The organism is Pollutimonas harenae, from assembly GCF_004153685.1.
Classification (GTDB): domain Bacteria; phylum Pseudomonadota; class Gammaproteobacteria; order Burkholderiales; family Burkholderiaceae_B; genus Pusillimonas_C; species Pusillimonas_C harenae.
The window spans coordinates 265,431-284,668 of record NZ_SDQD01000002.1 but is presented as its reverse complement, the minus strand read 5'-3'; the positions used below and the strand labels follow the sequence as shown (position 1 = coordinate 284,668).

Genomic DNA, 19,238 nt, shown 5'->3' with positions numbered 1-19,238 from the left:
GAAACGTAAACGCCTGCGCCAGCACGGTGATGACTGACGCAGGCGTTGGCCGGGGCCGATATTCGGACTGATCAGGCTTATGCTACAGCCGAAACATCCAGCTTGGCGGCCGTCTTGGCCTTGATTTCGTCGACCGTGACCCCAGGCGCCATTTCGAGCAGCTTGAGTCCATTATCGGTAACCTCGAGGACGCACAAGTCAGTGATGATCAGGTCGACCACACCAACGCCGGTCAAAGGCAGCGTGCATTCAGGCAAGAGCTTCATGTCTTCGGTGCCGTCTTTTTTACGCGCGACGTGGTCCATCAGTACAACCACCCGGCTGACCCCTGCCACCAAATCCATGGCACCACCCATGCCTTTGATCATTTTGCCCGGGATCATCCAGTTGGCCAGATCGCCCTTTTCGGACACCTGCATGGCACCCAGAATGGCGAGATTGATCTTGCCGCCACGGATCATGGCAAACGAATCGGCCGAAGCAAAGATGGACGAGCCTGGCAAAGTGGTGACCGTTTGCTTGCCGGCATTGATCATGTCGGCGTCAATTTCGTCTTCGGTCGGGAATGGACCTATGCCCAGCAAACCGTTCTCGGATTGCAACCAGACCTCGACACCTTCGGGGACATGGTTGGCCACCAGTGTAGGCATACCTATGCCCAGGTTCACATAAAAACCGTCTTGCAGTTCACGCGCGGCGCGTGCCGCCATTTCATCACGAGTCCAAGCCATTGTTATGCTCCTTGCGCGTTGCGGACAGTACGTTGCTCAATGCGTTTTTCCGGATTGGCATTGAGCACAAGACGATGTGCATAAATGCCTGGCAAATGCACCTGGTCGGGGTCGATGGCACCCAGCTCAACGATTTCCTCGACCTCGACAATGGTGATCTTGCCCGCCATGGCCACATTGGGATTGAAGTTGCGCGCTGTTTTGCGGAACTGCAGGTTGCCGCTGCGATCAGCCCGGTAGGCCTTGACCAGCGACACATCGGGGACAATCGAGCGTTCCATCACATAGGTTTCGCCATCAAACTCGCGCAGCTCTTTGCCATCGGCCACTATGGTGCCCACACCCGTACGGGTGAAAAAAGCCGGGATACCTGCGCCGCCGGCACGCAGTTTTTCGGCCAGCGTACCCTGCGGTGTGAATTCCAGCTCTAGCTCGCCCGCCAGATACTGGCGTTCGAACTCTTTGTTCTCGCCCACATACGAGGCAATCATTTTCTTGATCTGGCGGGTGGACAGCAACTGACCCAGGCCGAAACCGTCGACACCGGCGTTATTGCTGACACAAGTCAAATTCTGCACACCTGAATCGCGCAATGCTGCAATAAGTGCCTCAGGAATACCGCAGAGACCAAAGCCGCCTACGGCAATGGTCTGGCCGTCGGCGACGACGCCCTTCAGCGCTTCTTCGGCGCTGGCATAGACTTTATCCATTACTCCTATCCTTATTCAATTGTCATTCTTCGGCTTTGAGTGGCAACACCCTCGGCCAGTCAAAAATTTTACGCTGACATCAATTCTGCCAGAAGTGCCAGCTCTTGTTCGGACCAAGGCAGTGACTTGCCCGTTTCGGCATCAGTGCCAACAATGACATAACTGCCTTTCGCATAGAGAACGCCTGGCTCATCCTCACGTTCGAGCAAGGTCTCCATTTCGATGCTGGAACGACCCACCCGAACCAGTACCTGGGTCACTACGGCCATGGCCGGATACATCAGGGGCTTAAGAAAATCACAGGCAACGTGCGCCACCACACCGGCCTTGCGTGAAGGGGGCATAATTCCCACCTGAGAGAACAATTGCACCCGCGCTTCCTCAAAGAAACGAAAATACACAGTATTATTTACGTGATTCAGGGCATCAAGGTCACCCCAGCGCACTGGCATGGCACAGCGGTAAACACTACCGACAGCAGGTGTTGATGTTGGGGTTATGATTTGCATTGATCAGCGTCCTATCCAGGCCCTACAGTACGGGCAAGTATAACGTGACGCACAGAACCATTTTTTTACGAATCCGTAGCCATACAGCAGTGTCGAGCTGCAGCACATAAAGAAAGACAGGAGAATTTTGCAATGTCTGAACGCGAATCCATGGAGTACGACGTCGTCGTCGTCGGAGGCGGGCCAGCAGGCCTGGCCAGCGCCATACGGTTAAAACAACTGGCCGCACAGCACGAACACGAAATCAGCGTTTGCGTACTTGAAAAAGGCGCCGAAATCGGCGCTCATATTCTGTCCGGTGCCGTGATGGACCCTCGCGCGCTCACAGAGCTGATTCCCGACTGGAAAGAAAAAGGTGCTCCGCTGGATACGGCCGTATCCGAGGACAAGTTCCTGTTCCTGACCGAAAAAGGCGCTCGCCCGACACCCAACTGGCTGCTGCCCGCCTGTTTCCAGAATCATGGCAATTACATTGTCCAGCTCGGCAACGTCACCCGCTGGCTGGGCGAACAAGCCGAAGCCCTCGGCGTCGATATTTTCCCGGGCTTTGCGGCGGCTGAAATCCTCTACACCGACGATGGCGCTGTAAAAGGCGTAGCCACTGGCGACATGGGTGTAGCCCGCGACGGCTCTCACTCCGGGCACTACCAGCCCGGCATGGAGCTGCTGGCACGCTACACCGTATTTGCCGAGGGCTCGCGCGGGCAGCTCGGCCGCCAGCTTATCGATCGCTACAAGCTCGACGCAGGGCGCGACCCACAAAGTTACGGTATAGGCATCAAGGAAATGTGGGAAGTCGACCCGGCCCAATCACAACCCGGACTGGTGGTGCACACGGCGGGCTGGCCACTAGATTCCGACACCTATGGCGGCTCGTTTCTTTATCACCTGAACAACAATATTGTCGTGGTTGGCCTGGTCGTGGGCCTGGACTATGCCAATCCGTGGCTGTCACCCTTCGAAGAGTTCCAGCGTTATAAAACCCACCCCGCGATCCGTCCCACTTTTGAAGGCGGCAAACGCATCGCCTATGGCGCACGCTCGCTCACGGCAGGCGGCCTGCTATCTTTGCCCAAGCTGTGCTTTCCCGGCGGCGTCATGGTCGGCTGTGAGGCAGGCGTCTTGAATGCGTCGCGCATCAAGGGTAGTCACTCAGCCATCAAGACTGGCGCCCTGGCTGCCGAAGCCGCCTTTGACGCCATCGTGGCCGATCGACGACACGACGAGTTGGTGGCCTACCCCACTGCCTTCCAGAGTTCTTGGCTACATGCCGAACTGAACAAATCCCGAAACTTCAAGCAGTGGTTCAAAAAAGGCCGCACTGTAGCCACCATCATGACGGGCGTTGAACAATGGCTGCTCAAAGGCAAGATGCCCTGGACGCTGCATCATAGCAAGCCCGATCACGCCTGCCTGCAACCTGCTGCCGAGTGCGCGCGCATCGACTATCCCAAGCCGGACGGCAAGCTGACTTTCGACCGTCTGAGCTCGGTGTTTATCTCGAATACCAACCACGAGGAAGATCAGCCCGTTCATCTGACCCTTAAGGATTCCTCGGTACCCGTATCGGTCAACCTGGCCAAATATGGTGGCCCCGAGGCGCGCTTCTGCCCCGCAGGCGTATACGAATTCGTCAAGACGGACAATGGCGAAGACAAGCTGCAAATCAATGCACAAAACTGCGTGCACTGCAAAACCTGCGATATCAAAGACCCCACCCAAAATATCGTATGGGTCGCCCCGCAAGGTGGCGAAGGCCCGGTCTACAACGGCATGTAATGCACGGGCGCGGCTTTATGTCGCGCCCTGCCCGCCAGGGGCTTTGCCGCGAGACCCTTCCAGGTTCACGACGACCAGCCCCGCCATCACCAGAGCAACTCCAGTCAACTCGAGCGACGTGGGCTGCTCGGACAAAATCAACCAGGCCAGTACTACTGTCAGGACAGGCACTCCCAGGCTGGACATCCCGGCAACGGTCGCGCTCACGCGCCGCACCACTGACATCCAGAGCCACCAACCCAACGCTGACGCAATCACCGCCATGTAGGCAATACCCCAGAAGAGGTCAGGCGCCCAGACAACATCTTGCTGCGGCACGACCAGTGTTACCAGGAAGGACAATAGTGCCCCCAGCGCCATCTGCCACATGGTCAGGTTCAGTACATTGGGAGCATGACGCTGGAACATGATTTTGGACAAGACGGTTCCCAAGCCCCAACTGATACCACCCAACAAAGCCAGCACGGAACCCGTCAATGAACCCATGCCCTGCCATGGGGCGATAATGGCAAGCAGCCCTGCTCCGGCGCAGGCAAACCCCAGTGCATGGCGCCGGGTCGGGCGGTCTCCAAGCAGAAGCCAAGCAAACAGAACAACCCAAAAGGGCATGGTGTAGGCCAGCATTACGACTCGGCCCGCCCCACCTGTTACCAGGGCAAACTGACACAGGCATTGAAACGCCGTCGTCTGGAAGATGGCAATGCCCAAGGTCAGCAGAAAGGGGGGGAACTTAAGAGACTGCCGGGTAAGCAACAACACGAGCAGCAAAACAACAAAAGCCAGACCGTAGCGTGCCATGACCAGGTCAAAGGGACCTATGAAAGCCACCAAGTGCTTCATGACGATCCAGCTGAACCCCCATAGGGTCACCGTCAGGGCCATCAGCAACATGGCGCCGTGATCGGTTTGTTTTGAATTCAATTGCTGCTCCAAAGCGGGCCCGAGACCGAGGCGGGAAGGATCAACAATATATCATTCCTGGCCCGGCATCACAGCCGGGCCAGCATGCCTCACCAAAATACTAATGTGCTTGCGACAACTGATCGAGAATCGCAGGATTTTCCAGTGTGGATACATCTTGCGTGACCTGCTCGCCCTTGGCCACCACACGCAGCAGACGCCGCATGATTTTGCCCGACCGGGTCTTGGGCAGGTTCTCGCCGAAACGTATGTCTTTGGGCTTGGCAATGGGGCCAATTTCGCGTGCCACCCAGTCGCGCAATTGCTTGGCAATATGATCAGCCTCTTCACCTTCCGGCAAGGACTGGTTGAGCACCACAAACGCGACCACGGCCTCGCCCGTGGTCGCATCCGGACGCCCAACCACTGCGGCCTCAGCCACCAGGTCGTGTGCAACCAATGCCGACTCAACCTCCATGGTGCCCAAGCGATGGCCTGAAACATTCAGGACGTCGTCGATGCGACCCATGATCCAGAAATAATTGTCTTTATCCCGCTGCGCACCGTCGCCAGCCAAGTAATAGCCCTTGAGTTCGGGTGGAAAATAGCTTTTCTTGAAGCGCTCTGGGTCGCCCCAGATGGTGCGTATCATTCCGGGCCATGGACGCTTGATCACCAGGAAGCCGCCCTTGCCCTGCTCGACCTCTTCTCCAGCTTCGTCGACGACCGCCGCCGCAATACCTGGCAAGGGTAAGGTGCAAGACCCTGGCTTGAGTGGTGTCACACCAGGCAGCGGGGTGATCATGTGAGCCCCGGTTTCTGTTTGCCACCAGGTATCCAGCACCGGGCAGCGCTCGCCCCCCACGTTCTTGTAATACCACATCCAGGCTTCCGGATTGATAGGTTCACCCACTGATCCAATAATGCGCAGGGAGCTCAGATCGTATTCACGCGGATGATGGGATGGCGAAGCCTCGGCAGCCTTGGTCAGGGAACGAATGGCCGTGGGCGCCGTATAGAACACAGTAACCTTGTGACGCTGAATCATGTCCCAGAATCGGCCTACCGTGGGATAAGTAGGCACACCTTCAAATACCACCTGAGTCAGCCCGGCCGCCAGCGGGCCGTAGGTAATATAGGTGTGTCCTGTCACCCAGCCCACATCGGCGGTGCACCAGAATACATCGCTGTCCTTGGCATCGAACGTCCAATTGACCGTCAGCAGGGACCACAGCAGAAAGCCACCCGAGGCATGCTGCACGCCCTTGGGCTTGCCTGTCGAACCTGAGGTATACAAAATGAATAAAGGATGTTCGGCACTCAGCGCAACCGGCTCGCATTGACTGGCCTGATTGGCCGTCGCATCATGCATCCAGACATCGCGCCCTTCGCTCCAGGCTACCTGGCCACCTGTGCGCTTGTAGACGATCACATGGCTGACAGCTTCGCAACCACCCATACCCAGCGCTTCATCCACCGCATTCTTCAGGGGTATGGTCTTGCCACCACGTACCTGCTCGTCAGCGGTAATGACCAGGGATGCGCCCACATCGACCGTACGCTCATGCAGGCTTTTGGAAGAAAACCCGCCAAACACTACCGAGTGGATGATGCCCAGACGAGCACATGCCTGCATGGCCACCACGGCTTCGATGGACATGGGCATGTAAATAATGGCCCGCTCGCCGGTCTTGTGGCCCAGAGCCTTGATGCCGTTGGCGAACTCACATACACGCGCATGCAGCTCTTTGTAGGTGACTTTGGTCACCTTGCCGTCATCGGATTCGAAAATAAGCGCCGTTTTATTGGCAGTTGGCGTGCCAAGATGCTTGTCGAGGCAATTGGCGGAAACGTTTAGCTCACCATCACCAAACCAACGATAGAACGGCGCTTCCGACTCGTCGAGTACCTGAGTGAAAGGCTTATTCCAGACTAGATTCTCTCGGGCCAAGCGCGCCCAGAACTCATCTGGGTTCGCATCAGCCTCGTTACACATCGCACGATACCCGTCCATACCGGAAATCGCGGCACCCTGAACCAAGTTGTCGAAGGGAGGAAAAACACGGTTCTCCGTCAATATGGATTCAATCTCATTAGACATGCTGCTCGCTCCTTTTTGTTGAATTATTCATCTACCGTAGCGGACAAGACTTACATCATGCTGACAACTCCCGGCATGATTGCTTTGTTGCTTATATTTGTGATGGATTATTAGCGTGCCTGATGAACCTCGCAGGCTACACAGACATAGTATCGCGCGCTCGCGCCCCGCGAGCAAAATCCAGACGCGTGAGTACAGCCAGTCCAGCCACGAAAAACACTCCGGTGCACAGCAGGGCCAGCCGATGGTTGCCATCGGTGAGCCAGGTGACCAAGCCATAGAACAAAGGCCCGACCAAAGCGGCAAGCTGTATGGCGAATGTCCATAGAGAATAGAACTCGGCCAGGCGCTTGCGCGGCGCCAGCGCACCCACCATAGCCCGTCCCGCGCTCTGGCTGGTCCCCATGCATAGGCCGGCCACGGTAGCCGCCAGCCAGAACACCCAGACCTCGATGGCGCTGTAAGCCAGCAGCACCATGACAATCCAACCCACCAGAGTCATGAACAACGCAGGCTTATGGCCAAGTCTGTCTTGTAGATAGCCGAACAGAAACGCTCCGGCAGCCGCTGCAATATTGACCGTAAAGACCAGCAGCATGGTCTGCTCCATGGTGAAACCCATGGCTTCGGTGGCGTACACCGCCGCCAGCGTCACGACGACCGCAATGCCCGCCTGATAGCAGGCGCCGCAAATCAACAAAATACGAAAGTCGGGAAAGTTGACGGACGTATCGTGCCATGCTGCCCGCAGGCGCCCCAGCACGCCTTCCGCAGGTTTATGCGTGGGTGGCGTACGCTCGCGCAAAAAAAGAAAAGACGGTATGGCGGCCAGAGCAAACAGACCCGCCGTCAACACCATGACGTAAGGAACGTACTGGCTGGCCGTCTGGCCGCGCCCACTGGCCCACGACACCAGGGCCAGCGACAGGCCCAGGGCCAGCATGCCGCCAAAATACCCAAAACTCCAGCCCCATCCTGACACGCGCCCCAAGGCATGGGGCCGTGCAATTTCCGGCAAAAAGGCTGCGACAATGGACTCGCCCACACAGTAACAGTAGTTGGCCAGGGCAATCACCAGCAAGCCCCAAAAGATATCGCCGGGCCCTGTCAGGCCCAGCAAGGCCGTTGCCACCACGCAGCCCACCGTACTGGTAAACAACAAGCGACGCTTGCCAGCCCGGGCATCAGCACGAGCCCCCAGGCTGGGCATGGTGAACATAATCAATAAATACGACAACGACAAAGCCGCTGTAAAAGCCAGCGTGCCCCAGGACTTGCCGGCAGCCACAACACCCACGAAATAAACGCTGAAAACCGTAGTCAGGACAACCGTGGTAAAGCCGGAATTGGCAAAGTCATACATGGCCCATGCCCACACTTCGCGTTTTGCCACGCCTGCATTCAAGGCGGAATTCGGCCCGGAAGCCTGCACTGCTGAAGCAGAACCAGTCTTATCAGCAGGCATTGCGTCCTCTTCTTGCATGGATCTTCACGTATTTACGATTTATGCATCATGCCTGCAGCGCTGCGATGCCTGCTCGGGCAATTTCCACATCTTCAGACGACTTCACACCAGACACACCTACTGCGCCCACCACCTGGCCATCAACCACGATCGGTACTCCGCCTTCAAGCATGCCCTGAATGGCCGGTACCGATAGAAACGCCGTACGGCCCTGATTGATGGCGTCTTCGTAACCTTTGGATTCGCGTTGCCCCAACGCAGCCGTATGAGCCTTGGCCGGCGCAATATGCGCGGAGATCGGTGCTGCGCCATCGAGCCGCAGCATGCCCAGCAGGTGGCCACCGTCATCTACGACTGAAATGGTGACTGCCCACTTGTTCTTGCCGGCATGCTGTTCTGCTGCTGACAAGATCGCTTTTACATCAGCCAGACTCAGTACAGGTTTGGTTTTCATATGTATCCTTAAGCAAATAATCATTATTATCAAATAACGCAGCGGTCGCCGCCGACGCGGCCTATAGACTAGCCTGCACGCCTGCCGACGTAAAGCGACTACCATCAAATACTGCAAGTAAAAAACTTTGGATCAGGCAAAACTTCTTTACGTTTAAGCGTCAATTCGTTAAACTTGCCGGGTCCCTTAAGTTTAATTTGTGTAAAGTTTTCTCTTTAGCCCGCATTTTCTGCCAAACATTATCGATTTCACTGTTATTTGTTGCCAAATCGAAAATCCGGCGGTGGGCTTTATGCAAACAAAAACCCGTTAATTATGCCGCCGCACCGACTATACCGCCTATCTCCGTACTTTACAGCTCAAAATTTCTGGCGCGGCGCCAAAAGCCTGTTAGCGCTCTCTTGCCTGGCCCTCGCAGGCTGCGCCACCAATAGCAATAGTCAAAACCAGTTCGCCAACAGCAGCATGCTCATCAAGGCTGAACGCGACCTCTACCTGGCCAAGACTCAATCCGATCCCCTAGGCGCCTATCTATCCAATCGCGAACAAAGTTACGCGCACGGCACTTCACCAGCAGCCACATCGGCACTGGCGTCAACAGCACTCAGTGTGCTGGGCATCAAATATCGTTATGGTGGCGAAACGCCTGACACTGGCTTCGACTGCAGCGGTCTGGTCACCTACGCAGCTGAAAAATCGCTAGGCTTGAAATTGCCTCGCCAATCCGCTCAAATGGCGCGCTTGGGCACCTCGGTCAAACGCAACGAACTCAAAAAAGGCGATCTCGTATTCTTCAATACCCGAGGACGTCGTTTTTCACATGTAGGTATTTATCTGGGCGATCGCAAGTTCGTGCATGCCCCTCGTACCGGAAGCGTAGTGCGTATCGAAAGCATGGACATCGCCTATTGGAAAAAGCGCTATAACGGCGCCCGCAGGCTGGCCATCAATACAACCCATTAAGGCCCTTGCCTGACGAGCTTGTACACTTAAGCTCGTTGAATTTACGAATTCGAATTAACCAAACAGCGTATTATGCCGCCCGAACTCTCGGGCGTGCACCCCGCCTGTCCGTCGCCGCAAATTTGACTTGCGGCTCGCTTGCCGAAAGTTTTGCATCGCAGGCCTCACAGTAGCCGCACTGATTCAACGCTTGCTTCATGCTGCAGACCGAACGCCTGCAAGCCAATACCCTGATACCCGCCCGCTGAGCCGCCGCACGAAAGGTTTTCATGACGTTATGGCCCAGGAAATCAGTGAGCAAAATCAATAATTCGGTGCCTGACGGCAGTTGCAGCGTTTTCTTTTGATGTGAAGGGTCACGACCGCTGATGTGATGGCGAATAGCAATATTATGCCCCTTCAATAGTTCCGGGATATTGCCCAAACGATCGGCCCCCACCACTACTGCACTAACGTATTGCGACATGATTGCTCCAAAGCAAGTTGTTTCGCTAACGATAATCATTCTTATTATCATTGTCAACTTAAATCTGGAACCCTCTTCAAAACTATTTTCCGAAAGATCAGGGGTCGACCTTGGGACTCTTGTTGATGGCTTCCTGCACAACCTTGCGCGTCAGTTCGGGAGCCAGCATTTCAAGCAATACGTACACGTAATCGCGTAGAAAGACACCCGACTTGACCGCCACACGAGTAACATGCGTGCCGAACAGATGACCGGCAGGCAAGCCCACCAAACCCTTGTCCCGGCGAGGGTCAAACGCCATGCCTGCAATAATGCCTATGCCCAGACCTACGTCTACATAAGTCTTGATCACGTCCGCATCGATCGCTTCCAACACGATATCAGGCGTAATGCCGGCCGAGGCAAACACCTCGTCGAGCGTCCCCCGTCCAGAAAAAGCGTGATCATAGGTGACGATCGGGTATTCGGCCAGTTGTGCAAGAGTGATCGCCTTGGCGGCACTGGACGTCAGTTGAGCAAGCGGATGGTCTGGCCGCACAACGATGGTGTGCTCCCAGGAATACACTGGCAATGAAGCCAGACCTGGCGTCAGTGCCAGTGTCTCGGTTGCAATCGCAACGTCGGCCTGCTCGTGCAGCACCATACGGGCCAAATGGGGTGGATTACCTTCAGCCAGCGACAGCCTGACCTTGGGAAAGCGCTCGCGGAACGCCGGTATGACTTTTGGCAGGATATAGCGCGCCTGAGCGTGCGTACAGGCAATGGTCAAGCCGCCTTCGTCACGTCGGGCGAACTCATCGCTCACTTTTTTCAGGTTGTCTACTTCGCGCATGATGCGGTCAATGACCTGCGCCACTACATGTCCAGGCTTGGTCAGGCCCTTGATGCGCTTTCCGTGTCGCTCGAATATCTTGACACCCAACTCGTCTTCAAACTCGATGATGGCCTTTGATACACCAGGCTGCGAGGTATATAAGGTGCGTGCAGCCTCAGTCAGGTTGAAATTACGGCGTATGGTTTCCCGAACAAAACGAAATTGCTGCAGATTCATAAAAATAGCCCTTGAATATCAAGGGCTATTATATGTAATAAAGAAATAAAAATATATTCTTTCTAGTTATAAGCTTACTTCATTGAGATCGTGGTATTGACACCCGATGCATGTGCCGACCAGCGTGCCGTGACGGTTTTGGTTTGTGTCCAGAAATGCACGGCCTGCTTGCCATTCGGGCCCAGATCTCCAAGTTTGGATGCACGCGAACCCGTGAAGCTGAACCATGCCACCGGCACCGGAATGGGAATATTGATGCCGATCTGGCCTACATCGATGTTGTGCTGGAAGTAGCGTGCGGCACCGCCATCCTGTGTGAATACAGCCACCCCATTGCCGTTGGGATTATCGTTGATGAACTGAACGGCTTCTTCCAGCGTATCAACAGCCACCACACAAAGCACCGGCCCGAAGACCTCTTCCTGGTAAATCGTCATATTGGCCTTGACGCCATTGAATACGGTCGGGCCAACAAAGTTGCCGCTTTCGTATCCGGCTACCTTCAGATTACGGCCGTCGAGCACAAGCTCGGCGCCCTCATCCACGCCCTGTTGAATCAGGCTTTCTACACGCTTCTTGGCATTGGGGGAGACCAAAGGCCCCAGATCGGCATCTTTATCAGAGCCGACACTGACCTTGAGCTTCTTGGCACGCTCGATGAAGTCGGGCAGCCAATCGCGCGCCTCGCCCACCAGTACGGCCACCGATGTGGCCATGCAACGCTGGCCCGCAGCACCGAAAGCCGCACCCACCAACTGATTGAGCGCTACTTCGCGATCGGCATCGGGCAAGATGACGCAATGATTCTTGGCTCCCATCATCGCCTGGCAACGCTTGCCCGCATTGGACGCCCGTTGATAGATCTCAGTACCCACCCGCGTGGAACCAATAAACGAAACAGCCTTGATGTCAGGGTGCTCACAAATGCCATTGGCAATATCGGGGCCACCGTGCACCACGTTCAGCACGCCGGGAGGCAGGCCAGCCTCGAGTGCCAGCTGAGCCAGCATCAGTGTTGAGCTGGGATCTTGCTCGGATGGCTTCAAAATAAAGGTGTTGCCCGCCGAAACCGCAATGGGGAACATGAAGCAAGGCAGCATGATGGGGAAATTGAAAGCCGTAATGCCGGCACATACGCCCAAAGGCTGTATCAGCGTATAAACATCAATACCGGTTGCCGCATTCTCGGCATACTCGCCCAGCTGCAGCGAGGTCATGGAGCACGCGTGCTCGATAACCTCCAGGCCCCGACCTACTTCACCTTCGGCATCAGGCAAGGTTTTACCGTGCTCAATCGAAATGGACTTGGCAATGGCCGGGATATTATCGCGCACCAGCTTCTGCAGATTCAGCATGATGCGGGTACGTGCAGCCTGGCTGGTATTACGCCATTTCTGGAAGGCTTCTTTGGAATTGGAGACCGCCCGATCCAGCTCTTCTTTGGTGGCGAAAGGCACTTGAGCAACCACTTCCTGGGTTGCGGGATTGATGACATCCCGCCATTCGGTGGTGGTGGACTGGACGAGCTCTCCGCCGATAAGCAGCGGAATACGTGGTACTGCACTCATTAAGGTCTCCTTGGCGCATACATGATGCTGATAAATAAAAATGTACTTCAGCCGGCCTGCGCCCTGTTGCAATGCGCAGGCCGGGCCTGACCCGGATCAGCTCTTCTTGACCAAGGGGCAGGTGGACTCGGACAAAGGCTGGAAGGCTTCGTCTGCAGGAATGGTCGCCATCAGTGTGGACAAATCCCAATCGCCGGTCGATTCGGCTGGCGTCTTGGCCTCATATAAGTACATATCGTGAATCACGCGTCCATCCGGACGAATCGATGCGTTATGCATGATCGGATCATCGATGGGGATCTCACGCATCTTGTCGGCCACTACATTGCCATCAGTCGATTGCGCGGCAGCCACGGCCTTCAGATAATGCAACACGCTGGAATACACACCGCCATGGGTCATGGTCGGCTTAGTACCATCGAAAGCCTTGGCATAACGATCGGACCACTTGCGCGAGGCATCGTCAAAGTCCCAGTAAAAGCCATCGACATAAGTCAGGCCCTGGCCGTTTTCCAGGCCCAGTGCGCGCAAATCCGTCAGGAAGATCAGCAGTGAAGCCAGCCGCTGGCCGCCTTCAACAATACCGAATTCACGTGCCTGCTTGATGGCATTGACCACATCGGCGCCGCTATTGGCCAGAGCAACGACCTGGGCTTTGGAGCTTTGCGCCTGCAGCAGGTAAGAAGCGAAATCGGCTACGCCCAGCGGATGCAGCACAGAACCTACGACTGTACCGCCCATTTCCTTGACCATGTCTTCCGAGCCTTTTTGCAGGGAGTGGCCGAAGGCGTAATCAACGGTAATGAAAAACCATGACTTGCCTCCTTTGTTCACCATGGCCCGCACACCGCCCACCGACTGGGAATAGACGTCGAACATCCAGTGGAAACCCACGGGCGAGCAGCTATCGTTGGTGAGGCCAGTTGTAGCCGGCCCCGAAAACAGCGCTACTTTGTTTTTCTCTTTGGCAATACTTTGTACAGCCAGCGCTACCGCCGAATTGGTCAGGTCGGCAATGGCCGTTACACCATCACGATCAAACCATTCGCGTGCCTTGGCTGCACCAATGTCCGCCTTGTTCTGGTGATCTGCCGATACCACCTCGATGTCCATGCCCTTGCACTCGGCCTTCAGGCAGTCTTCGACAGCCAGCTTTGCCGCAGCGACCGAACCCGACCCACCCATTGCGGCGTAAGTTCCTGACATATCGGTGAGGATACCGATCTTGACAGGCGGCACAGCCGCGTGCGCGCTTCCCATCAAACCCACACACAGGCTCGCAGCCAATGACAAAGTAAATTTTTGCATGTATGTCTCCGTTGTCTTTATGTTTTTTGTACATCAAGCCGAGTAGGCGTGACAAGGGCTCGTTTACTGCCCCGACCGTAGCAATACATGACAGTCTTGGCTGCAGAGGAGTACCCAAGTCCAGTTTAGTTGTGTAAAAAACTAATTTCCATCAAAATATTTGCACATTCATTGCTAAAAAATGCACAACACACATTATGCTCGACTGGGATGGTTTACGTTACTTTCTTGAAGTCGCCCGCACACAGCGGGTCAGTGCAGCCGCTCTGCGGCTGGGCGTGCAGCACAGTACCGTATCGCGCCGCATACATGCGCTGGAACGCGAACTGGACACGCTGCTGTTCGACAAGTCCAAAGCAACGGGATTTACGCTGACGGAAGAAGGCATCCGTTTTTTTGCCTATGCCGAACAGATAGAAGGCACGCTGACTACTGCACGCGAAGAGATCTCTGGCCAATCGCAAACCTTATCTGGTCATTTACGGGTGGGCTCGACCGAAGGTTTCGGCAATTATGTGCTGGCCCCTCTGATGACCGATTTTCAGCGACGCTTTCCCGCCATTACTCTGGACATCATGCCTGTGCCGCGCTTTATCAGTTTGTCGAAGCGCGAAGCGGACATCGCGATCTCGCTTGAGCGTCCCCAGCGCGGCCCTTATTTATGTACCAAACTGCTCGATTACTCCTTGAAGCTGTACGGCACGGCTGAGTACCTTGCCCGCAAGGCGCCCATACGCAAAAAGACTGACTTGGCTGAGCATACCTTTATCGGCTACGTAGAAGAGCTTTTGTTCAGCGACCGGTTGCGTTACCTGGACGATATAGTCGCGAACAGCAGGGTCATATTCAAAAGCACCAGCGTCATCGCGCAATACCACGCAACCTTGCAAGGCGAGTCGCTTGCCATATTGCCCTGCTTCATGGCGGCCCAGGATCCTCGTCTGCAGGCGGTGCTGGAAGACGACATTGTGGTCACACGCAGTTTCTGGATGTATTGCCATGAAGATTTGCGGCACTCCAGGCGGGTGATGGCGCTATGGGATTTCCTGAAAAAATCGGTGCAGTTGAATCAGGCGCTGCTGCGAGGGGAAGCCGGTACGCTGCGATATTTGGCTTGAGTTGTTTGTGATTGCCTGATATTTGGCGACGGGCTGAAATAAACCGGGACGTCCTTGGCGAAGCCAGGGGCCTTAGTGCGCCAAGCCGGAACAGCCCCTGACACACCCGGCTTACTTACGAACCGAGAAAGGCTGTGACCAGAAACCCTCAGGACGATCAGGCTTGCGCCGGCCCAGAATCCTTGGGCGCCTTCACCCGTAACTTTCGCCACATCATATAGCACATCAGCGCCGTGAATATCGCATGCACCAGCCATAAGCCTATGCCAAAACTCAACTGCCCGCTTCCGATCCAGCCTCGCGACAGATTGATCAAATTCATATACAGCAACCCTACCAGCCCGGCAATCAGGAAGTCGCCCGAGCGTCCCAGACGTGGATTCACCGCCCCCAAAGGAATCGCCAGCAAAGCCAGATTCAATGCCGCCAGCGGCAAAGCCAACCGCCACATAATCTGCGACGAAGCGCGATCGTTATTATCGGTGAACAATTTAAGCGTCGGTCTGGCCTTGATCTGGCTTTCGGCCATACGGCGTACCGCCTCGGCAGAACTTTCGCTGGCATTGCTTTCAAGCCTAAAGCCATAGCTATCGAACTCCATCAGCCGAAAGTCCGGCATATTTGGCTTAAGATCGTAGCGATGGCCATTAGTCAGCACCAGAAAACGATCGCCGTTTTCCTCTGTCTGAATTTTCGCGCTTTCCGCCGTAACCACGCTCAACCACTCCGGCGTCACGACCCGGGCAATCACCTTGCCCATCTCCTGGCCCGGTTCAGTTGGCTCTTCAGCAAAGAAAACCCGCGCACCATCTTCGGTTTCAATGAACTGCCCCGCTGTCACCTTGGACAAATCGGAACGCTGCTCAAAACGCTGTCTGTACTCGCTGATCTGCCGATAGGCCCAGGGCGAAGCCATCAAAGTCAGCACGGCAATGATTATGGCCACCGGCACCGCACAGCGCAGCACAGGCCTGATCCAGTCTTTTAGCGACAAGCCACTGGCAAACCACACCACCATCTCGGACTCGCGGAAATTACGCGTAACCGTCGTAAGCACAGCGATAAAAAGCGACACCGATAAAATAACCGGTAAAGCGGTAATACTGGAGAACGTAGCCAGGCCAAATACCACGTTGGCACCAATGGTGCCGTTGGCGGCTTCACCCAGCAGGCGAACCAGCAATACACTGAGCCAAACGACCAGCAGCGTCGAGAACACGACACCTGCGTGACTCATAATTTCGGAGACGACTGAACGTTTGAATAGTGACATGAGAGAATATACGGGATAATCGTAAGCATCTTGTCGACACCTACTGGAAACTGGAATGGAATTTAGCACACAGACCACTGCTTCTTTGCATCAAATCAAAACAGCGGCCCTTGCCGTGGGCGTTTTTTCGGACGGCCTGCTCAGCCCTGCCGCCGATGTCATCGACCACGCCAGCAATGGTGCGCTACGCGCCATCATCAAGACTGAATTCAAAGCCAAGCCCCATACACATCTGGTGCTCCGGGACCTGACTGGCGTTTCAGCTGCTCGCGTCATTTTAGTTGGATTGGGGAAACAAGACAGCTATAACGCCGCCGCCCACGCCGGCGCCGAACTCGTCTTTGCCAATTATTGCGCAAATGCTGGTCTTACAGAAGGCGTATCTGCACTGGCGGCCATAGAGTGTCCCAACGTCAAGCTGCGCACCCGTGCCAAAGCAACAGCAATAGCCGCTAGCCGTGCCCTTTACCGCTACGACGCCACCTTTGGCGAAAAACGCGAAGCCGCGCCCAAACTCAAGAAAATCGCAGTTTGGGTGGCTCGCAACCAGGCGACCGAAGCACAGCATGGCCTGCGCGAAGGCCGCGCTATCGGCAATGGCATGAATCTGACTCGCCTGCTGGGTGACTTGCCACCCAATGTTTGTACACCCACCTACCTGGGCAGTACCGCCAAGGCGCTGGCCAAAGAGTTCAAAAACCTCAAGGCCGAGGTGCTGGGTGTCAAACAAATAGAAGCACTGAAAATGGGCTCCTTCCTGTCAGTCGCCCGTGGCTCGTACGAGCCCCCTGCTTTCATTGTGCTCAAGCATAGCGCGGCAGGCAAAGGCTCCAGTAAAAAGGCCAAGGCTCCCATCGTACTTGTCGGCAAGGGTATCACTTTCGATGCGGGTGGCATCTCGCTCAAGCCAGCTTCCAATATGGACGAAATGAAGTACGACATGTGTGGCGCAGCCAGCGTACTGGGTACGATGCGCGCCGTGGCCGAGCTTGAACTCGACCGCGATGTCATCGGCATTGTTCCTTCCTGCGAAAACCTGCCCAGCGGACGTGCCAACAAGCCCGGGGACATCGTTATCAGCATGTCGGGGCAAACCATAGAAATCCTGAATACCGATGCCGAAGGCCGCCTGGTCCTGTGCGACGCCCTGACTTATGCCGAACGCTTCAAGCCTGCGGCAGTCATCGATATCGCCACTCTGACCGGTGCTTGCGTTGTGGCGCTGGGCCATGTCAACACGGGTCTTTTCAGCACCAACGACGAGCTGGCCGAAGGTCTGCTTCAGGCTGGACGCGAAGCCAACGACACCGCATGGCGCATGCCTATGGACGACGCCTACCAAGAGCAACTACGCTCGAACTTTGCCGACGTCGCCAACATCGGTGGCCCCCCTGCTGGCGCTGTCACCGCCGCTTGCTTCCTGTCGCGCTTCACCAAGAACTATCCCTGGGCCCATCTGGATATCGCTGGTACGGCCTGGCGCAGTGGCAAAGACAAAGGTGCTTCGGGCCGCCCCGTACCCTTGCTGGTCCAGTATCTGCTCAATCAGGCTTGATGCCAGCCATGAGCCGGGTCGACTTTGCCTTTGGGGCGCCCAATCGCTTGCGGACGGCTTGCGAAGTCGTGCGCAAGCATTACAGCGCGGGTCGCCGACTGGTGGTCTACACCCAAGATAGGCAAAGACTGGAGCGCTTCGACCATCTGCTGTGGGGCTTCGACCCCACAGCCTTTGTGCCTCACGTCATGACCGACGATCCGCTGGCAGCCCAGACGCCTGTGCAACTGACGGCGGCAACCCCGGTCGTTGCCGCGGAAAACAGCCAGTCAGTCTGGCTGATCAATCTCGACCTGTCATGCCCGCCTGGCTACGAACATTTCGACCGTATCCTCGAGATCGTTTCCGACCACGAAGAAGACAAGCTTGCGGCTCGCGAACGGTGGCTACAATATAAAGCATCCGGCCATGCCCTCCATGCGCATAAACTAGGGTAATTAATGGCATAAACAAGTTGCATGTTCAGTTAATTGTCAGTTAACCTAGCTTTTAAACACGCCAACAACGGCGAATCAAGCAATTCCGCACAAGGAAAGGATTACATATGAGCGATTTACGTCAACCCGTGACGCCAGGCACCGGATACGGCTCGACCGCGTCGTCCGTGGTGCGCAACCGCGTCCTGCGCAATACCTACTGGCTACTGGCCCTATCCATGATCCCCACGGTGCTGGGAGCCCTGGTAGGCCTGAACACCGGCATCAACCAGATCATGGGCTCCAGCCCCGGCGTCAGTGCCATCGTCTTTCTGGCGGGCGCCTTCGGCCTGATGTTCCTGATCGAGCGTAATAAAAACAGCTCGGTCGGTGTGGCCCTGCTGCTGGCTTTCACCTTCTTCATGGGCATCATGCTGTCCCGTTTGCTGGGCCATGTATTGGGCCTGGCCAATGGCTCGCAACTGATCATGTTTGCCTTTGGCGGGACCGCCATCGTATTCGGAGCCATGGCCAGTATTGCCTCGACCAGCAAGCGCGACTTTTCCACCATGCACAAATTTCTGTTCATCGGTGTCATCATTCTGATTGTCGCTTCGCTGGCCAACATCTTCCTGCAGATGCCGGCACTGATGCTCACTATCTCGGTCCTGGCTGTAGCCATTTTTTCGGCACTGTTGCTGGTCGATCTTCAACGCATCGTCAACGGTGGCGAAACCAACTACGTCACTGCCACCCTGGCCGTTTACCTCGACGTCTACAATATTTTTGCCAATCTGCTGATGCTGCTCGGCTTCTTTGGCGGCAGCCGCGAATAACCATCTGGTCTCCAGGCGCCGGACTCCATCCGGCA

The 19,238-nt window shown here is 55.8% G+C and carries 18 protein-coding genes; 6 read left to right on the top strand and 12 right to left on the bottom strand.

Annotated elements, in window-relative coordinates; translation table 11 throughout:
• Positions 1-77: 77 nt before the first annotated feature.
• The 3 genes from ERD84_RS08185 to ERD84_RS08175 form a co-directional block, all read right to left on the bottom strand.
• Positions 78-731 carry a CoA transferase subunit B gene (locus ERD84_RS08185; protein ID WP_130039143.1) on the bottom strand — a complete coding sequence of 218 codons (654 nt, stop codon included), beginning with the start codon at positions 729-731 and terminating at the stop codon, positions 78-80.
• A 2-nt stretch (positions 732-733) separates the two neighbouring features.
• Positions 734-1,441 (bottom strand): CoA transferase subunit A, encoded by a 708-nt coding sequence (locus ERD84_RS08180; RefSeq protein ID WP_130039142.1) that lies wholly within the window; start codon positions 1,439-1,441, stop codon positions 734-736.
• Positions 1,442-1,509: 68 nt separating this feature from the next.
• Positions 1,510-1,950, bottom strand: a complete 441-nt coding sequence (locus tag ERD84_RS08175; RefSeq protein ID WP_130039141.1) for an acyl-CoA thioesterase — start codon at positions 1,948-1,950, stop codon at positions 1,510-1,512.
• 132 nt (positions 1,951-2,082) lie between these two features.
• Between ERD84_RS08175 and ERD84_RS08170 the strand changes: the two genes are divergently transcribed.
• The gene (locus ERD84_RS08170; protein ID WP_167667364.1) at positions 2,083-3,729 is read left to right on the top strand and encodes an electron transfer flavoprotein-ubiquinone oxidoreductase; all 1,647 of its coding nucleotides are present in this window, start codon (positions 2,083-2,085) and stop codon (positions 3,727-3,729) included.
• A 15-nt stretch (positions 3,730-3,744) separates the two neighbouring features.
• On the opposite strand, the gene ERD84_RS08165 is transcribed toward ERD84_RS08170, so the two are convergent.
• The 4 genes from ERD84_RS08165 to ERD84_RS08150 all read right to left on the bottom strand — a co-directional run bounded on the left by ERD84_RS08165 (position 3,745) and on the right by ERD84_RS08150 (position 8,649).
• Positions 3,745-4,650 (bottom strand): DMT family transporter, encoded by a 906-nt coding sequence (locus ERD84_RS08165; RefSeq protein WP_130039140.1) that lies wholly within the window; start codon positions 4,648-4,650, stop codon positions 3,745-3,747.
• 100 nt (positions 4,651-4,750) lie between these two features.
• Complete coding sequence (gene acs, locus ERD84_RS08160) at positions 4,751-6,730, bottom strand: acetate--CoA ligase (RefSeq protein WP_130039139.1); 1,980 nt, start codon at positions 6,728-6,730, stop codon at positions 4,751-4,753.
• Between the two features lie 136 nt (positions 6,731-6,866).
• On the bottom strand, positions 6,867-8,195 hold the full coding sequence (locus ERD84_RS08155; RefSeq protein ID WP_130039138.1) for an MFS transporter: 1,329 nt from the start codon (positions 8,193-8,195) through the stop codon (positions 6,867-6,869).
• A 46-nt stretch (positions 8,196-8,241) separates the two neighbouring features.
• A complete protein-coding gene (locus ERD84_RS08150) occupies positions 8,242-8,649 on the bottom strand; it encodes a GlcG/HbpS family heme-binding protein (protein ID WP_130039137.1) in 408 nt (135 codons plus the stop codon).
• 315 nt (positions 8,650-8,964) lie between these two features.
• Here ERD84_RS08150 and ERD84_RS08145 point away from each other — a divergent pair, with 315 nt between their 5' ends.
• Positions 8,965-9,612: a C40 family peptidase gene (locus tag ERD84_RS08145; RefSeq protein ID WP_180001929.1), complete on the top strand. Its 648-nt coding sequence runs from the start codon at positions 8,965-8,967 to the stop codon at positions 9,610-9,612.
• A gap of 70 nt (positions 9,613-9,682) precedes the next feature.
• On the opposite strand, the gene ERD84_RS08140 is transcribed toward ERD84_RS08145, so the two are convergent.
• From ERD84_RS08140 to ERD84_RS08125, 4 genes are all read right to left on the bottom strand, one after another.
• Positions 9,683-10,078, bottom strand: coding sequence for a DUF2325 domain-containing protein (locus ERD84_RS08140; protein WP_130039136.1), 396 nt, complete (start codon positions 10,076-10,078; stop codon positions 9,683-9,685).
• Between the two features lie 97 nt (positions 10,079-10,175).
• Complete coding sequence (locus ERD84_RS08135; RefSeq protein ID WP_130039135.1) at positions 10,176-11,129, bottom strand: CysB family HTH-type transcriptional regulator; 954 nt, start codon at positions 11,127-11,129, stop codon at positions 10,176-10,178.
• Positions 11,130-11,203: 74 nt separating this feature from the next.
• Entirely contained in the window at positions 11,204-12,697 is a 1,494-nt protein-coding gene (locus tag ERD84_RS08130; protein WP_130039134.1) for a CoA-acylating methylmalonate-semialdehyde dehydrogenase, read from the bottom strand.
• Between the two features lie 96 nt (positions 12,698-12,793).
• Positions 12,794-14,005: an ABC transporter substrate-binding protein gene (locus ERD84_RS08125; RefSeq protein WP_130039133.1), complete on the bottom strand. Its 1,212-nt coding sequence runs from the start codon at positions 14,003-14,005 to the stop codon at positions 12,794-12,796.
• A gap of 197 nt (positions 14,006-14,202) precedes the next feature.
• On the opposite strand from ERD84_RS08125, the gene ERD84_RS08120 reads away from it, so the two are divergent.
• Complete coding sequence (locus ERD84_RS08120) at positions 14,203-15,123, top strand: LysR family transcriptional regulator (RefSeq protein WP_130039132.1); 921 nt, start codon at positions 14,203-14,205, stop codon at positions 15,121-15,123.
• Between the two features lie 157 nt (positions 15,124-15,280).
• On the opposite strand, the gene lptF is transcribed toward ERD84_RS08120, so the two are convergent.
• Positions 15,281-16,396, bottom strand: a complete 1,116-nt coding sequence (gene lptF, locus ERD84_RS08115) for an LPS export ABC transporter permease LptF (RefSeq protein ID WP_130039131.1) — start codon at positions 16,394-16,396, stop codon at positions 15,281-15,283.
• Between the two features lie 55 nt (positions 16,397-16,451).
• Between lptF and ERD84_RS08110 the strand changes: the two genes are divergently transcribed.
• The 3 genes from ERD84_RS08110 to ERD84_RS08100 all read left to right on the top strand — a co-directional run bounded on the left by ERD84_RS08110 (position 16,452) and on the right by ERD84_RS08100 (position 19,203).
• Complete coding sequence (locus ERD84_RS08110) at positions 16,452-17,951, top strand: leucyl aminopeptidase (protein WP_130039130.1); 1,500 nt, start codon at positions 16,452-16,454, stop codon at positions 17,949-17,951.
• Positions 17,952-17,959: 8 nt separating this feature from the next.
• A complete protein-coding gene (locus ERD84_RS08105) occupies positions 17,960-18,388 on the top strand; it encodes a DNA polymerase III subunit chi (RefSeq protein ID WP_130039129.1) in 429 nt (142 codons plus the stop codon).
• A gap of 107 nt (positions 18,389-18,495) precedes the next feature.
• Positions 18,496-19,203, top strand: coding sequence for a Bax inhibitor-1/YccA family protein (locus tag ERD84_RS08100; protein ID WP_130039128.1), 708 nt, complete (start codon positions 18,496-18,498; stop codon positions 19,201-19,203).
• The last annotated feature ends 35 nt before the right edge of the window (positions 19,204-19,238 follow it).

Coding starts and splice junctions, on each gene's coding strand:
- ERD84_RS08120 (WP_130039132.1), top strand. CDS start 14,203: ATGCTCGACTGGGATGGTTTACGTTACTTTCTTGAAGTCGCCCGCACA.
- ERD84_RS08155 (WP_130039138.1), bottom strand. CDS start 8,195: ATGCCTGCTGATAAGACTGGTTCTGCTTCAGCAGTGCAGGCTTCCGGG.
- ERD84_RS08100 (WP_130039128.1), top strand. CDS start 18,496: ATGAGCGATTTACGTCAACCCGTGACGCCAGGCACCGGATACGGCTCG.
- ERD84_RS08185 (WP_130039143.1), bottom strand. CDS start 731: ATGGCTTGGACTCGTGATGAAATGGCGGCACGCGCCGCGCGTGAACTG.
- ERD84_RS08135 (WP_130039135.1), bottom strand. CDS start 11,129: ATGAATCTGCAGCAATTTCGTTTTGTTCGGGAAACCATACGCCGTAAT.
- ERD84_RS08175 (WP_130039141.1), bottom strand. CDS start 1,950: ATGCAAATCATAACCCCAACATCAACACCTGCTGTCGGTAGTGTTTAC.
- ERD84_RS08150 (WP_130039137.1), bottom strand. CDS start 8,649: ATGAAAACCAAACCTGTACTGAGTCTGGCTGATGTAAAAGCGATCTTG.
- ERD84_RS08125 (WP_130039133.1), bottom strand. CDS start 14,005: ATGCAAAAATTTACTTTGTCATTGGCTGCGAGCCTGTGTGTGGGTTTG.
- ERD84_RS08170 (WP_167667364.1), top strand. CDS start 2,083: ATGTCTGAACGCGAATCCATGGAGTACGACGTCGTCGTCGTCGGAGGC.
- ERD84_RS08105 (WP_130039129.1), top strand. CDS start 17,960: ATGAGCCGGGTCGACTTTGCCTTTGGGGCGCCCAATCGCTTGCGGACG.
- acs (WP_130039139.1), bottom strand. CDS start 6,730: ATGTCTAATGAGATTGAATCCATATTGACGGAGAACCGTGTTTTTCCT.
- lptF (WP_130039131.1), bottom strand. CDS start 16,396: ATGTCACTATTCAAACGTTCAGTCGTCTCCGAAATTATGAGTCACGCA.
- ERD84_RS08130 (WP_130039134.1), bottom strand. CDS start 12,697: ATGAGTGCAGTACCACGTATTCCGCTGCTTATCGGCGGAGAGCTCGTC.
- ERD84_RS08145 (WP_180001929.1), top strand. CDS start 8,965: ATGCCGCCGCACCGACTATACCGCCTATCTCCGTACTTTACAGCTCAA.
- ERD84_RS08110 (WP_130039130.1), top strand. CDS start 16,452: ATGGAATTTAGCACACAGACCACTGCTTCTTTGCATCAAATCAAAACA.
- ERD84_RS08140 (WP_130039136.1), bottom strand. CDS start 10,078: ATGTCGCAATACGTTAGTGCAGTAGTGGTGGGGGCCGATCGTTTGGGC.
- ERD84_RS08180 (WP_130039142.1), bottom strand. CDS start 1,441: ATGGATAAAGTCTATGCCAGCGCCGAAGAAGCGCTGAAGGGCGTCGTC.